The following is a 13,749-nucleotide window of genomic DNA, read 5'->3' on the forward strand; positions in this document are numbered from 1 at the left end:
TGCCATGCCAGAGCCTTTGTACGAAAGAAATCAGCTGGGCGTTGGTTTTACGTTTCATAATCCGGTTATCTATCTGGATCGCTGGCTAGGCAGCTGGAAAAACGATAAACCCCTGCTGGATATTGGCTGTGGCCACGGAGTTAATACTCACGCAGCCCTGATGCATGGCGCACAGGTAATAGCCACTGATATGGATAAACCAGACTTGTCCGAATGGCTGAAGGACTTGCCTGAGACTCAGCAGAAAGCAGTGACCTGCAAAGCTGCAAAACTGCCACAGCATATCCCTTTTGCCGATAATGCCTTCTGCGGAATCCTCTGCGCCGAAGTTTTCCATTTTCTGGCCAATGAAGAAGTGGTGCCATCTATTAATGAAATCTACCGAATTCTCGAACCAGGGGGCACGCTTCTGCTTACCTGCTGTTCCTGTGACGTTGAAGTGCTGAAAAGTACCGACCTGGGCAGGGAGATACACGACGGTGTAAGAAAATCACCGTTAACCGTTACCGGTCAGCGGGATTATCTCAACCTGCTGGCAGAGGCGGCCAAAGCAGTTAACTGTCCGGAGATAACCGATCCGGTTTTGGCTGCCCACAAAATTAATATCCCCGGCAGAGACTTTTGTTTTTTTGCGTCCGAACAACTGGAAGTATTAATGAAACATGCCGGATTTGTTATCGAAGTATGCGAACAGGGTGAGGCTCCCCATTACCCGGTATGGAGTCATGGTGATCAGGATCAAATACGGATTATTGCCAGAAAGCCCGCATGATTTGCCCGTTTTATTACGGACGTCGTTTTTGCAAGCCCGGGCTGACAGTCTTAAGGTTACTATGATTACCCCGATCAACCAAAATGCGTCGCCTCTGTTTGCAGGCATTTCGCGTTATATCCTCTTCAACAAAGGACAACTTGATCCATTGGTACAAGGTATTACCCGACAAATTAAAAATAAAACATTGTCAACCATTAAGTCATTGTTCTGAATTTCTCCAGAGGCTATAGTAACCCTAATAACCGAGCATTCAGGGAAGCTATGAAAGAATCCGATTTCATCGCCCTCGATCAGAAAATTAACTATCTGGTTGCCCTTTGTCAGAAGCTGACGACTGAAAACAGGCAACTTCGACAGCAGGAGCAGTCCTGGGTAGCTGAAAAAGCGAAGTTGATGGAAAAAAATGACGTTGCACGTACAAAAGTAGAAGCGATGATCCAGCATCTCAGGTCTCTGGAGCACGAGTCATGACGGATAAATCATCAGTGACATCCGTTCATATTCTGGATAAGGAATACCGTGTTGCCTGTCCCAAAGACAATCAGGAGGCACTGTACACCGCTGCCCGCTACCTGAACGAAAAAATGCATGAAATCCGTTCTTCAGGCAAAGTTGTCGGTATTGAGCGAATCGCTGTGATGGCCGCGCTGAATATCAGCTACGAGTTAATGCAGAGCCGTCGTCAGAATGAAGATGAGAAGCAGGACACCCAGGAGCACATTGACCAACTGCTGGGTAAACTGGATCAGGCACTGGCAGCCGTGGAGCGTTGATCTGATCACCGTTTCTGATGTTCACGAAAACAAAAAAAACTTGCAGACATCTCCTCAATAGTCGATATAATGCCGCAGAAACCTCCCTGGCCTGTTCGCCAGTCATCATACGTCCCGAGCCGATAATACTACCCAGGGAGCTCCTGGCAGGTGCTGGAGTGCAGGTCCGCCTTGTAGCGGAAAGCCCGATTCACCTCAGCAGCCCCCACCGTGACCGTTACGGCCACGGGCAAACGTGGCAGCGGCAGGGTGGGGAGGTTTCAACCACTCGATACAAATCGCCCCCTCACTCTTCCCCTCTACTCCAATAGATTGCCTTGCCATTAGGATGCACGCCCTTTTAACTTAATTAAATATTCGTACCATTTAAAACATTCAAAACCCGGGATGGGCAAACTGATTACGTTCTGCCCACTCAAAAGCATCATCCTAAATTCAACAGTTGATCCCCCCTTAGCCATGCCCGCAGGGATAGCTTTTGAACCTCTCAACTGAGCTCTATACCAGCATTTATCCCGAGCTGATTAATGGTTCCAATGCGTGCGTATCGTTTATGTCCGGAAAGTATGGAGAGCATTATAGACCCAAGCACATCAACTTTTTGAGGTGCATTGGGGCTTTTATAGATCAATGGGCAATCATCGACCCAAGGTCCAAATCGATGACCCGCTTTTAAATACTGGATAAAAAAAGCCAATTGCCCCATTGGAGTGACCGAAGCTTCCGGGTCCCATTCAACATGAATTTTTCCATCGAAAGAATCGACTTCGAGCGTGACCGACAAGGGGTCTTTTTTCATTTCTGACAGCTCACCCTTTAGGGGAGCGGGTTTTGGTGGACGAACCATCTGTGAACCCTCGGTATGGCTGAGGGTTTAGAGTTTAGCTGATGGGTTAACCGCTGAATTTAGGTTTATCAATTAAAAGTCAAAACAGGTGCCCCCCCTGACCAAGACAAAGTCCTTCACAAAAGGAAACCGGGTGATGATGCAGGGAGTATGCTAAAAATTCAGACAGGCATATAACGTAACAGAAAGGTATTGCAATGAATGAACGACAAAGAGCCTATGAATCAGTTATTGGTGCCTTGGTCGCTGATGCCGCTGCCATGGGATTTCACTGGTTATACGATCAGGCCCTGATTGCAAAGTACGGAGGTGAAAGTCCCGAGTTTCATACGCCTGTCCGGGCCGAATACCAGGACAAGGGATACTTTGCCCATGAAGGAAAACAGGCCGGTGAGTTTTCCCATTACGGCGCTCAGTTGCTGTCGATGCAGGATGCCATCATAGCCAACAGCCATTATTCGGAGCAGAGTTACATAGAATCTTTCCAAAAATGGTTTGACTTTGGTGGTCAGTGGCAAGGTTATACGGATCATCCAACCAGGCAAACCCTGCTCAATCTCCATCAAAGAAAGAGCAATGATGAACCTCTTGCTGCCTGCGGTGCTGACGATACCCAGAATCCGGCATTATCAAAGCTACCACCTCTGATTGCTGTCCATGGCCAGAACCAGGACTTGATGGAAAAGGTAGAATCAGCAGTACGTGTCACCAATAATAACGACAGTGCCGTTACCTACGCCAGAGCCGTTGCAATAATGATAAAAAGTGCTCATGAGGGCCTTTCACCTGAGCAGTGCGTGGAAAAGGCAAAAGAGGTAAACGAAGACATTACCAAGGCAATCAAAATCGCTGAATCAATGCTCAAGCGCAGCCCAAAAGAGGTTGCACAGGAAGTGGGAATGCACTGCGGTCTTGACGCCTCATTTACAGTGATTACCCATCTTCTGCTGCAGGCCGAGAACTATGAAAAAACAGTGAGAGAAAATATTTACTGCGGGGGTGACAGTTGTGGAAGGGCCATTCCATTAGGTGCAATTTTGTCTGCATGCTTCTTCGGTTCAGATAAAGCAATGCCAACCGCCTGGATTGCACGAACCTCATTACCCGGTTCTGTGTTGCCCGCTGAATGGCAAGCCTTATAAGACCAACACACAGAGTTATCCCATTATTTATCCCAAACAACTGAACTCGATTTTTTAGAAGATTAAATTCAAGTATTTACGATAAATAACAGAGACCGTTACGGACAAACGTGGCAGCGGCAGGGTGGGGAGGTTTTATCCCCCTTCTCTGATACCCTGCATTTTCCCGGATTTTCAACCAGCTATAGGGCGTACCACCATCCTAGTACCGAGAAGCCCTGATATCCATACAAACGCACGTATGTTTTGATTGCCATCCCTTCTTTTCCTCCATACCCAAGTTTAATGCAGAACAAATTTGCCAGATTATCGCCATGTCTTGCGACAAACCTGAAGACCATGGTTATCCCTTCAGTCATTGGTCAGAAAACTCATTGGCCATGGCAGCAGTAGATAAAGGTATCGTCCCATCTATCTCTCAGAGGCAGGTGGGGCGTTTTTTAAAATCAGGCCGACATGGATGTTGTAACCGGGAAAATCATTCCCCTGATCAGAGATACAAGGGCCGAAATAGACTTCTCCGATTTGCTGAACACTCATATGTGTGAAGCCGCAGTGATGACAGCAGCAAGGGTTGAGAAGACGTCTGAAGAAGAACTGGGCACCAAACGTAAGTCAGGGATATTGCAGAATCTAAAGACCCGTGCCATGTACCTGACCGATCCAACCCACAAGATTATGTTCCACTACACACCGAAGCATGCGTGTTGGCTGAATCAGATTGAAATCTGGTTTTCCATCCTGGTCAGAAGGTTTTTGAAGAGGAACAGCTTCACTACCAAAGAGGACCTGAAGGTACGGCTCTACGGTTTCATTGAGTTCTTCAATGAGAGGATGGCCAAGCCATTTAAGTGGGCTTTCAAAGACCGTCCTCTGCAGGTGTGAAGATGTATGGGTATTAAGGCTTGGATGCACTAGCGAAAGGAGGGCGATAAAAAGGCGTTGTGCAGCTTCCATATCACCTTTAAAGGTATGGAAGTTAAAAGTACCCAGAAACCGGATATGGAGGTGATCGGCCGAATCCGGGTTATAGATTATTTGGAAATTGCGCTACGGCACACTCAAGAGTCAAGCCCCCCTGTTTTTCCGGTTGTCCACATTAAGTGCTAATTGACTAATCAATATTCAGTCGTTTCTTTTTCAGGAGTGTCAGTATCTGCTCAAATGAAATATGATGCAATTCAAGTAAAGATTCGATCTGGTCATAGCTCATCACCTCTACACCATATTCTTTGGCAATCTTCCGAGTTTTGGCAGATAACTGCTTTGCATTAGTCAAAAACAACAGATGTGAAATTGATTTGCCTACACCGTTTTCATACTTGAGCTTGGCCGTGTAAACCTCAGTAACAGCCCTGTAGCCATCATAACTGGCATTTTTGGTGTGTTTGCATTGCAATAAATAACCGCATGAATCTGCAAGGATGACAGCATCGGCACCATAATCAGCCCCGGTTTTAGTCAACCAGCAACTGCTTGCATTCAGGCTTTTTGCCATCAGCAGGCCACAAAGTGCTTCAAACTGTTCCCAGGATATTTTCAGCAGGTCGTCAGGTGTAATGCGGTGGCCTGGCGTAAATACGTTGGAACCAAACCCCGGCGGAGTCGGTATAACCTGTTCGGTGGTAACAACAGCATCTTTTAAGGACGTTTTCTTGCTCAACAGCTTGTGCAGGTTAGCGTCAAACGATTCAAACTCCGGGTGATGTAAAATAGGCACGTAAATATTCACGTCTTTTTGTTGGCCAATCCGGTAAACACGATCGGTAGCCTGAGCTTCTTTGGCCGGGTTCCAGTGCCGCTCAAAATGGATCACATTGTTGGCACCCACTACAGTCAAGCCAACACCGGCGGCTACTGGAGACATAATAATGATGTTGAAGCCATTGACTGCCTCAAAATCAGTAATCATGCTTTTACGGGTTGGCACTAAAGCCCGCTTAGCCACAGCCTTAGCGTCGCCATTAATAACCGATAACGGTCCCAACCCAAACCATGAGCCCAAAGCCAGACTTAAAAACGCCTGAAGCCGTTTATTAACGGAAAAAATGATGCATTTCTCTTTACGCTGTTTAATTTGCTCTAGCGTTTCAATCAGGCTTTTCATTTTGGCGGATTCACCAAAAAGGTTCAGCAGCTCTTTTTTATGATTAGGAACATCAAGCCGTCCCTGGTCAGCTAACCGTGGATGGAGTGATACATCACGAAGCCGCTGTAAGCAGGCCAGGACCTGATTGCCTTCTGCTTCAACCTGCAACCCAAGAGTTGCGTTATAACTATCCAGCTGGAGACCGGTCATTTCAGTTTTCAGTAAATCCATGAAAGACCAGTCGTCACCTTCAATACCCACAAAAATAGTTTTTTGGGGTAAGCCTTCCAACTCGTCTTCTTTCACTCGCCTTAACATGAAAGAGCCGACTTTCAACCTGAGGTCACGGCCAACCCTTGCTCTGACTTCTTCAATTTCATCACCTGCTGCTCGCAGAATAGGGGTAACATACTCTGCTCTGAATGATTGATAACTGCCCAAATGACCAGGGCAAGCTGTATCCATCAAACACCAGAAATCAGCCAGACTGTTTTCTACAGGCGTACCCGTGGCGATCAGCTTGAAATCAGCTTTAAGACCTTTAGCTGCACGGGTCTGCAGGGCATTGGGGTTTTTTATATTTTGTGCTTCATCAAAAACTACCATGCCCCAGTCAATTTGACACAAGGAAAACTGATAGTCCCGCAGTGTCTGGTAGGTGGTAATCACCAGTCTTTCTGGCATGTCCAGACGATCATGACCAAAGTTCTTGCCTATATTCAGGGAGTATTTAATATCTGCCTGACCATCATCGAAAATAGTCTTTTCTGAACTAAGGTTTTGGTTCCTGATTTCAACTCCGCCTGAGCGATAAGTATTCAAATCCCCAGCAGATTGAAGAATCACAATTGACTTGAACGGTGAGCCAGTGAATGTTTTATCGACTTCATCTTTCCAGTTTTCCAATACACTCAAAGGGGCAACAATCAGTGCTGGTTTTTTTGTCGAGCTGTCAGGAGTATTTTTATATATCTGGTCAATAGCTGAAAGAGCCATAAACGTCTTGCCCAGGCCCATATCATCCGCGAGCAGGCCACCATCACTATTCTTGTTCAACCCTGCAATCCATTGCACACCAATCAATTGGTGGGGGAAAGGTTGTCTGGCGTAGTTTGACCAATCGAGTTTTTCAGCAGGATAGAGAATATCACTGATAGCTTTATTTACTGATGGTGAGGACGCTTGTAAGTCTTCATCGTTAAGCTCAATATCCACAACCGCAGGAACATCGTATTCCAGTTCATTATCAGAGTTTTCACTCTGATCAGTGGGCTCATCATCCAATGCTTCATCCGAATCCTCTTTATCTGCCCCCTCCTGAATACGCTTCTCAATCTTGTCTAAGGCTTGTGCAACAGCTTCTGTTGAGGATATATCGTAGGATTTTCCCTGAAAGTTTATTTCCTGAGCCCCTGTTTTCCGGGCATTTTCAATATCGCCTTTCAGTTTATTGAGTGTATCCTGATCCTCAACCTGTTCGGCTAATTTACTGGCAGGCAACACTTCTGAACCAGAAGAAGATCGCCCAAACCAGTCAATACCAGCACCGTCCGTTTCTCCAAAATAAGCATGTTTAAACGCTGTTGCGCCTTTAACCCGGAGAGAAAAACCAAGGTCGAGATCAACCAGGCTGGCATCGATAAACGCCGTAGGATTTTTAATGAAATCTTTAACTTTGTTCTTGGGAACTGTGCGGTTATTCAGTATTTCATGAACGGCTTTTAGCTTCTGCTCGTCAAACAGAATGATTTCGTCATCTACTCGCAGTGCGGTGGCTTTGTCAGAGTGTAGCTGTCCCAAGACCCTGTCAATTCTTTCCGGACTGGCACTTTGCCCCATGAAGGGCGTTAAAATCAGATTACCGTTAGTATCCAGCTCTGCTTTTATTGAGATGGAGTCCGGTGCCTTGATTTCTTTTTTGTCATTATCAAAATGGCCAAGATTAATTTTGGCTCCAATGCTTTGACCTTTCTGTAAGGCCAGCAGTAGTTTCAGATTGTCATACTCTGATTTTTCCGATGCTTCGTGAGCATCATAAGCACCGAAAATTAACTGCTGAGCAGGGGTGAGAATATACTGTTGTTTTTCGGTAAAACGGAGTAACGGCCCGACAATTTTGAAAGATTGCGTTAGTTGACCATTAGCTGTTTCTACTTTCAGGCTGACCCCGAAGTTTGAGCCACTGGTCACTCCTTTTATATCGGCCTGGATATGCCCCTGCCATTGCTCGGGCAACCCCAGAAGCTCACGATGCTCTTCATCCAGCTGAACGGCGATTTCGGTAGGAACAATAAATCCGTTTGGTATTTTTTCAGCATCACCCTGCTCAACCAGCATAGTCAGGGCAATATGCTGATGGGTAATCCAGACATCAGCGTTCCCTGTAGGGATTTTTTCCGAATTCACTGTTGTTGTAGAAAAATTTAAACCTTCAAAATCAGCTTCAAAGCGATAGTTTTCTGCGGAGCCGGAAAGTCCCCGTAATCTATTCAGCCATCCTTTGATCATTGTCACATCACTCCGAATCGACGCTTGAAGCTTTGATAATCCTGTGGCGATAAAACATCCTGTGGACTAACATGGATGCCAATACGTCTGAGGGTTTCTATCGCTTGCCGCTGCCAATGGAAATTGCTGGGATTATGCGTAATATTGGCTTCTGCACGGCAACCCAGTCTCTCCATATGTCTATTTAACCCACTCGTCAGATTGTCGTAACTTACAGACGTCCTTGCATGATCAAAAACCAGTGCAGTCTCATGTAAGTCGCGGTAGATCCACAAATAGCAACTATGACTGCCTTCCACCATATGAGCTTGCCCGTTAGCCAGCTGAACATAGATCAGCGATTTATCACCGTTACTCACCCGGGAATAAGCAGGCAAATGCTCCTTCTTGTAGTTCATTTTCAGATATTGCTCGGCACCGCGTGAAAGATAAAGCCGGGTATGCCCAACCAGCTCTTTATCGTCCAAACCCTCAAGAAATTTTTTCCGGGATGGGAACATCCTGCGTAACTCTTCTTTACCTGGCAGGTTTGAAAAGTCCTCAAGTGCTTCAAGAAACAAACGTAAGTCCAGTTTTGATAACCAACCCTGAACCACTCGATGAAGGCTGCTATCCAGCTGACTCCACCACTTCTGATATCGTGGATGAGTTTTGGGAACTCTGGGGTCTCCTGCTATTGCGATGACTACTTGAAGCCAGCTGTCATGGACATTGGTGTTTTGCGCGCGGGTTATCAGGGTTTCAAGAATCTTATGACCCAGAAGATAGCGACTGTCATAAGGTGCTTCATAGACAGATGGCTTCTGAACTTCCTGCAAAATTCTATGGGGTTCATTAACTGGGATGGTTTTTAGCTGCTCAACAAAGTAAATATTGTTGGCAACGGTCATAAATCGTCCGGAAACGTAGTTACCTAGCCCAATATGCTGCACTTGATTGTGAAATTCTCTCTGCTCTTTTATGGCTTGCTGAGCCACCCATTGAGGGCCATTTTCCCCTAAAAGATGATTATGGAAATCTTTTTTCAAATTACGTTTTGGCAGGGCATTAAGCAGCCAGCGGGCGACCATTTGATAATCGCCAAGCCGGTCATACATTTTCAAAAAGTGCTGGTAAAGACTCTCAATAAACAAGGTTGTTGGCGTGGGTCTCAGCTCGTCAATATTATCCAGCAATGGCTGTGTAATTCGGATATCTGGCCCGATTTTCGTACTAAAAGCCAGTGCCAAAGCTCTTACCTTGATTGGCTCATCCATCACAAGATAAAGATCACGACCTCCTCTCACACAGTTTAAGACATCGGCAAAAGCCTTCTCGAACTTGACATTACCAGTGCCCGCTCTGGTGGCAAGCTGGCTTAACTCAACCTGTAATTTTTTTATGGTTTCCAGCCGACCACCAAAAGGTTTATCGGGTAATGAAAATGGCAGTTGTCCAATATTAAGTCTCATCGGTCTGAAATTTTCTCCAGCTCGGAAATAGACGGACGTTTTATTGTAAAGCGCAGGTCGATACGACGATTGTGACTGCGTTGTTCACGAGTAGTCTCCACAGCCTGTACCCGTCGTGAGGCCGCATAACCGCTGACAGAAAATAGCTTCTGATTAAACGCATTAGTCATATCGTTGAAGCGAGGTTGCTGCTCCAGATGCTCTTCCCAGAATTCCCAGAGTGAAATAGCCCGGTATGATGACAGCCCCCAGTTACCTTTGATTCTTGGAGAGCGCAGGCTATCGGTATGACCTTCAATAAACACCGTGTCCAGGTACTCAAAGCGTTTAAAGTTATAATCCCTGTCATCAAAAGGCTTATCGATGGCGTTGTGCAATGCATTACCGATAGCGATAATATTTGCCTGTACGTCAGGATCTGTGGGTATGTCGTAGCTATTGGACGCAAAGGTCAACGTACTTTCCGGAATACGCAAGACTGTATCATTGTCGGTGATCTGAACAAGAATATTTTGTCTTTCCAGCTCATCTCTGATTTCGTAGAGTATTTCCCGCCGGGCTTTTTCTGCGTTTCTCAGCTCTTCAATATCTTGCTGGATGATTTTCTGGGTTTGGGTCAGCTCTATAATAAGAGCAATCGCCGCCAGAATAAAAACAACCAGTAAGGCTGACATTAAGTCGGAAAAGGAGAGCCAGTAAGGGTTCTCCTCGTCAATTTGAACCGGCTGTGTTCCAAATCGTCGTTTCATATCAGCGGCCAGTCTTACCCTGAATTTCGTCTACTACGCTGGAGAGCGATTTAGCCAGACTGTTCATCTGGGTTGTATATTGAGTTGTTCCTTCAGCCCAGACGTTCAAATGACGTTCTGTCTGGCTGTTTGCTCGTTCAGCGTAATCATTAAGAAGCCGGGTCATATGATCAGCTAACTCCTTAACATTTTTATTTAGCCCACTCAGGTAAGCATTTTGATGGCTGGTCATGTTGTCGAAGGTATTATCCGCTATCTCAACAATATCATTCATTTTCTCAATAACATCATGCAGCCGGGCGGTATCCTGACGTAACTGACCACGCAGTTGTTCCATCTTCTCACTGCTGAGCTGATTTTGCTGGGCAAGATCATTAGTACTTTCTACTGCGCTGGTAACAGCGCCCGAGAGCTGATTACCCGCCTCTCTGATATGGGAACCAAACAAATTCATGCTGCTGGCCGCAGAATTTAACTCGGTGGCTGTGGCTTTCATGCTTGATGAAGCTTCAGCACTGGCACGAACAGAGGTTTCAATACTGGTTTGGAGGGCTCTGCCTTGTTCAAGCAGCTGACTGGATGCGTTCATTTGAGTTTGAAGACCCCGTTCAACACGTTCCATCAGTTTTTCTGTGCCAGCTTTCATGGCAGTGGTCTGTTCAACAAAAATACGGTTGCTTTCTGTTTCCCGTTCGGCGGCACTCTGCTGGTGGGTTGCAAAGGTTTGACTGACTGCCCCCAGTTTGCTGTCCACAAATTCAGCCATGGCTTGATTTTGCTCTTTAGCGTTGGAGACAAGGGCGTCCACCTGAGTAGAGATTTTTTCAACCAGGGCCTGCTCCCGTTGTTGTGCTGCCTCTTCCCGCCGGTTGTATTCCGTGGTCATATTGCCAAGCTGCTCATTGACAAATCCGGTAAGCATCCGCTTTTGTTCATCACCCTGTTCAACCAGCTGTGAGACTTGCCGGGAGATGGTATTAACCAGTTCTATTTCTCGTTCACCAGAGGCATTTTGTGACGCTTCCAGTCTACTGATAAAGTCGGACATGGACGTATTCAAACCATCCAGGGCAGCATTCACTTTTTCGGAAGTCTGGTTCATGACTACACGCTGTTGAGTGCCTTGTTCACCAAACCTGTCCATGAATTTTTCAACCAGGCTTTCCAGTGCTTTCTGGTTGCCATCCGAGGTTTCATCGACCAGCTTATTGATAGCGGGTGCCATGATTTTTTCCAGGCTCTCTTCTAAGCCTGTTTGAATATTCGTGCTGACCTGAAGCAAGGATTCCTGCATTTTCTCGCCAATCTTTTCAGCCAGACCCTGTAAACTTTCCCGGGATTGTTTGCTGTCATCAGCAATCCGTTGCAGCTGGTTTTCGGCAGTGATATGGGGGAATAACTTATCGATACGGTTCTGAAGTTCGGAGACCTTGGAGCGGGCAATTCGCTCTATCCATTTTTCGATAAAATTAAAAAGTACACTTAGCGCCACACCCCAGACCGAGGTCATAAAGGCAAACTTGGCACCGTTAATAACTCCGGCAATGCCGCCCTTCATTTCTTCAATGGATACATCACCGGCGATATTGAGCTCCGATAAACCCAGCTGCAACCCCACAAAGGTACCGATAACGCCCAGGGCAGTGAGAAATCCGGGCACTGCCGCCAGCAACCGGCTTTCGGTGATACCGGCAGCCAGAGTAGAGTTGTTGAAAAAATAGGCGGCGTCATATGTGTTATAAAGATTAACCCTGCCCAAGTGTTGGTCTTCAATCAGGGTTTCATCAAATTCCAGCCAGAGATGACCAGCTTCATGCTTGGTTTCCTGTGCTTTTTCGATCAATTCCTGCCGGTTCCTGGCAATGGATTCTGATGTGTGTCCTTTTAACAGATCGTTAATCCACTCAATCCGCTGACGAGCTAAAAATACCTGTCGCAGGGAAATCAACAAGAACAGAACGGTTAAACCCAGCAGTACCGCCACAAACCAGGCACTGAGTTCGGCTCCGGTATTGGGGAATCCGTTAAGAATAGTGTCGAACTCGGGCATTAACTGCCCGAGGTTTAAAGTGTTGTAAGTATCGGACGCCATACAATATTTCCTAAGATAGTTCCCGTCCCAAAACGCATAGGCCAAATCACATTGAATTTACCGTACCAGTAATAGCCATCCTGATAATCCATATTTTGGCTCGCTGTTTCTTCTTTCCTGAATTAACGTAAGAGAGAAAAGCCAAAAATGTCTGCAGTAAACATCATTCCGAAGCTCAGGTGACGCCTGATGTTCTACGAAATAGTCTCCGAGTAGTAGAGGGCGTTACCACCAATGGCACGGATTCAGGTAGGAAGACTTGATATGCACCACTTGTTTTACAAGGTGCAAAGTACGCATATATCGAAACAGCCCATGTAGCCTTGCTACCAAGTACGGAGCAGGTTGCTTTAAGTATGCCAAACTTATCTAGCCAGACAGCGACGTATATAAAAATTCTGACATTCTAGCATGCAAAACCCACTCATTATACTGTCGTAAATCACAGTTGGGGCTGGACAATTACTGACACCAATTCACATTAATTATATTTAATGGCTTCGGGCATGATAACCTGAACGGTTGGAAAATAGCGGGTAAAGCGCCCTTTGTCGCGACTGATAAGGGGCCAGCTGCATACTGCAGCCTGGGCACCAATGTAGAAGTCCGGCAATACACCGGTTTTTGTACCACCCCGTTTCTTGTATTGCACAAAGGCTTTGGCGGCCAGAAACAAGGTCTCATGGTTCAGTGATTGTTCGCTGATACTCAGGCTGCTTAATAGCTGCAGAACGACAGCGGGAGATTCCATTCCTGCACAGAGTTCAGAAAAAACAATGGGGTTTATTACTGGGCTATGGGTCTTCGAAAGGTGACGGAACTGATCTTTAGACCAGTTATGCCAGCGACTTTCCCGATCCAGAATATCCAATATTACACAGGTGTCTATAAGCAGATTGGGCATCAGCGATCATCCCTCAGCAGTTTCATCAGCTCGTCAGCGCCCATGGACAAACTGAAATCGTCGGCGGCTTTTTCTACCGGGTCGGAATACTTAACGTCAACTTTCTGAACCACGATTTCACCACGGTCATTCTCCAGAAAGCTGACCCGGTCACCGGGCTTAAGACCAAGGCTTTTGCGGATATTGGCGGGTATGGTGACCTGCCCCTGCGTGGTCAGTTTCATCATGGTATTTGATCGCTCTGAAATAACTTAATAAGTACTAAATTAATAGTTAATAATATATCACTAAGCAAATTTTCACTTTCAGACATCAGCACTGGCACACCATTTCAATGAGCTTGATGCGAACAATCTTCGCTCAGGAAACCACTTCCATGACCAAGAGCCAGATGCTGATGCAGGCCGGTTTTTATACTG

At 46.2% G+C, this 13,749-nt stretch carries 12 protein-coding genes and 1 other RNA gene; 6 read left to right on the top strand and 7 right to left on the bottom strand.

Going from position 1 to position 13,749, the window contains the following annotated elements:
* Window positions 1-4: 4 nt before the first annotated feature.
* The 4 genes from ACO6UX_RS09720 (at window position 5) to ssrS (ending at window position 1,808) form a co-directional block, all read left to right on the top strand.
* Entirely contained in the window at window positions 5-772 is a 768-nt protein-coding gene (locus ACO6UX_RS09720; protein ID WP_422447089.1) for a class I SAM-dependent methyltransferase, read from the top strand.
* Window positions 773-1,036: 264 nt separating this feature from the next.
* On the top strand, window positions 1,037-1,246 hold the full coding sequence (locus tag ACO6UX_RS09725) for a TIGR02449 family protein (protein ID WP_101749308.1): 210 nt from the start codon (window positions 1,037-1,039) through the stop codon (window positions 1,244-1,246).
* Window positions 1,243-1,548 carry a cell division protein ZapA gene (locus ACO6UX_RS09730; RefSeq protein ID WP_163373137.1) on the top strand — a complete coding sequence of 102 codons (306 nt, stop codon included), beginning with the start codon at window positions 1,243-1,245 and terminating at the stop codon, window positions 1,546-1,548. Before ACO6UX_RS09725 ends, ACO6UX_RS09730 begins: the two co-directional genes overlap by 4 nt.
* An 80-nt stretch (window positions 1,549-1,628) precedes the next feature.
* Window positions 1,629-1,808: non-coding RNA, 6S RNA (gene ssrS / locus ACO6UX_RS09735), on the top strand.
* Window positions 1,809-2,035: 227 nt separating this feature from the next.
* Here ssrS and ACO6UX_RS09740 read toward each other — a convergent pair.
* Window positions 2,036-2,395, bottom strand: coding sequence for a hypothetical protein (locus ACO6UX_RS09740; protein ID WP_422447091.1), 360 nt, complete (start codon window positions 2,393-2,395; stop codon window positions 2,036-2,038).
* Window positions 2,396-2,592: 197 nt separating this feature from the next.
* On the opposite strand from ACO6UX_RS09740, the gene ACO6UX_RS09745 reads away from it, so the two are divergent.
* Both ACO6UX_RS09745 and ACO6UX_RS09750 read left to right on the top strand, forming a co-directional pair.
* Window positions 2,593-3,537 carry an ADP-ribosylglycohydrolase family protein gene (locus ACO6UX_RS09745; protein WP_422447093.1) on the top strand — a complete coding sequence of 315 codons (945 nt, stop codon included), beginning with the start codon at window positions 2,593-2,595 and terminating at the stop codon, window positions 3,535-3,537.
* Between the two features lie 456 nt (window positions 3,538-3,993).
* On the top strand, window positions 3,994-4,422 hold the full coding sequence (locus ACO6UX_RS09750; protein WP_422447095.1) for a transposase: 429 nt from the start codon (window positions 3,994-3,996) through the stop codon (window positions 4,420-4,422).
* Window positions 4,423-4,651: 229 nt separating this feature from the next.
* On the opposite strand, the gene ACO6UX_RS09755 is transcribed toward ACO6UX_RS09750, so the two are convergent.
* The 6 genes from ACO6UX_RS09755 to ACO6UX_RS09780 all read right to left on the bottom strand — a co-directional run bounded on the left by ACO6UX_RS09755 (window position 4,652) and on the right by ACO6UX_RS09780 (window position 13,557).
* A complete protein-coding gene (locus ACO6UX_RS09755; RefSeq protein ID WP_422447097.1) occupies window positions 4,652-8,134 on the bottom strand; it encodes an SNF2-related protein in 3,483 nt (1,160 codons plus the stop codon).
* Window positions 8,135-8,136: 2 nt separating this feature from the next.
* A complete protein-coding gene (locus tag ACO6UX_RS09760) occupies window positions 8,137-9,585 on the bottom strand; it encodes an EH signature domain-containing protein (RefSeq protein ID WP_422447099.1) in 1,449 nt (482 codons plus the stop codon).
* Complete coding sequence (locus ACO6UX_RS09765) at window positions 9,582-10,334, bottom strand: OmpA/MotB family protein (protein ID WP_422447101.1); 753 nt, start codon at window positions 10,332-10,334, stop codon at window positions 9,582-9,584. Before ACO6UX_RS09765 ends, ACO6UX_RS09760 begins: the two co-directional genes overlap by 4 nt.
* A gap of 1 nt (window position 10,335) precedes the next feature.
* Window positions 10,336-12,426 carry an anti-phage ZorAB system protein ZorA gene (gene zorA, locus ACO6UX_RS09770; RefSeq protein ID WP_422447103.1) on the bottom strand — a complete coding sequence of 697 codons (2,091 nt, stop codon included), beginning with the start codon at window positions 12,424-12,426 and terminating at the stop codon, window positions 10,336-10,338.
* A 481-nt stretch (window positions 12,427-12,907) separates the two neighbouring features.
* Window positions 12,908-13,330: a type II toxin-antitoxin system VapC family toxin gene (locus ACO6UX_RS09775; RefSeq protein WP_422447105.1), complete on the bottom strand. Its 423-nt coding sequence runs from the start codon at window positions 13,328-13,330 to the stop codon at window positions 12,908-12,910.
* Complete coding sequence (locus tag ACO6UX_RS09780; RefSeq protein ID WP_422447107.1) at window positions 13,330-13,557, bottom strand: AbrB/MazE/SpoVT family DNA-binding domain-containing protein; 228 nt, start codon at window positions 13,555-13,557, stop codon at window positions 13,330-13,332. The genes ACO6UX_RS09775 and ACO6UX_RS09780 overlap by 1 nt, the downstream gene beginning before the upstream one ends.
* Window positions 13,558-13,749: the final 192 nt, after the last annotated feature.

The sequence above is a fragment of the Endozoicomonas sp. ALB091 genome (assembly GCF_049310265.1).
Classification (GTDB): domain Bacteria; phylum Pseudomonadota; class Gammaproteobacteria; order Pseudomonadales; family Endozoicomonadaceae; genus Endozoicomonas.

Coding starts and splice junctions, on each gene's coding strand:
- ACO6UX_RS09720 (WP_422447089.1), top strand. CDS start 5: ATGCCAGAGCCTTTGTACGAAAGAAATCAGCTGGGCGTTGGTTTTACG.
- ACO6UX_RS09725 (WP_101749308.1), top strand. CDS start 1,037: ATGAAAGAATCCGATTTCATCGCCCTCGATCAGAAAATTAACTATCTG.
- ACO6UX_RS09730 (WP_163373137.1), top strand. CDS start 1,243: ATGACGGATAAATCATCAGTGACATCCGTTCATATTCTGGATAAGGAA.
- ACO6UX_RS09740 (WP_422447091.1), bottom strand. CDS start 2,395: ATGGTTCGTCCACCAAAACCCGCTCCCCTAAAGGGTGAGCTGTCAGAA.
- ACO6UX_RS09745 (WP_422447093.1), top strand. CDS start 2,593: ATGAATGAACGACAAAGAGCCTATGAATCAGTTATTGGTGCCTTGGTC.
- ACO6UX_RS09750 (WP_422447095.1), top strand. CDS start 3,994: ATGGATGTTGTAACCGGGAAAATCATTCCCCTGATCAGAGATACAAGG.
- ACO6UX_RS09755 (WP_422447097.1), bottom strand. CDS start 8,134: ATGATCAAAGGATGGCTGAATAGATTACGGGGACTTTCCGGCTCCGCA.
- ACO6UX_RS09760 (WP_422447099.1), bottom strand. CDS start 9,585: ATGAGACTTAATATTGGACAACTGCCATTTTCATTACCCGATAAACCT.
- ACO6UX_RS09765 (WP_422447101.1), bottom strand. CDS start 10,334: ATGAAACGACGATTTGGAACACAGCCGGTTCAAATTGACGAGGAGAAC.
- zorA (WP_422447103.1), bottom strand. CDS start 12,426: ATGGCGTCCGATACTTACAACACTTTAAACCTCGGGCAGTTAATGCCC.
- ACO6UX_RS09775 (WP_422447105.1), bottom strand. CDS start 13,330: ATGCCCAATCTGCTTATAGACACCTGTGTAATATTGGATATTCTGGAT.
- ACO6UX_RS09780 (WP_422447107.1), bottom strand. CDS start 13,557: ATGATGAAACTGACCACGCAGGGGCAGGTCACCATACCCGCCAATATC.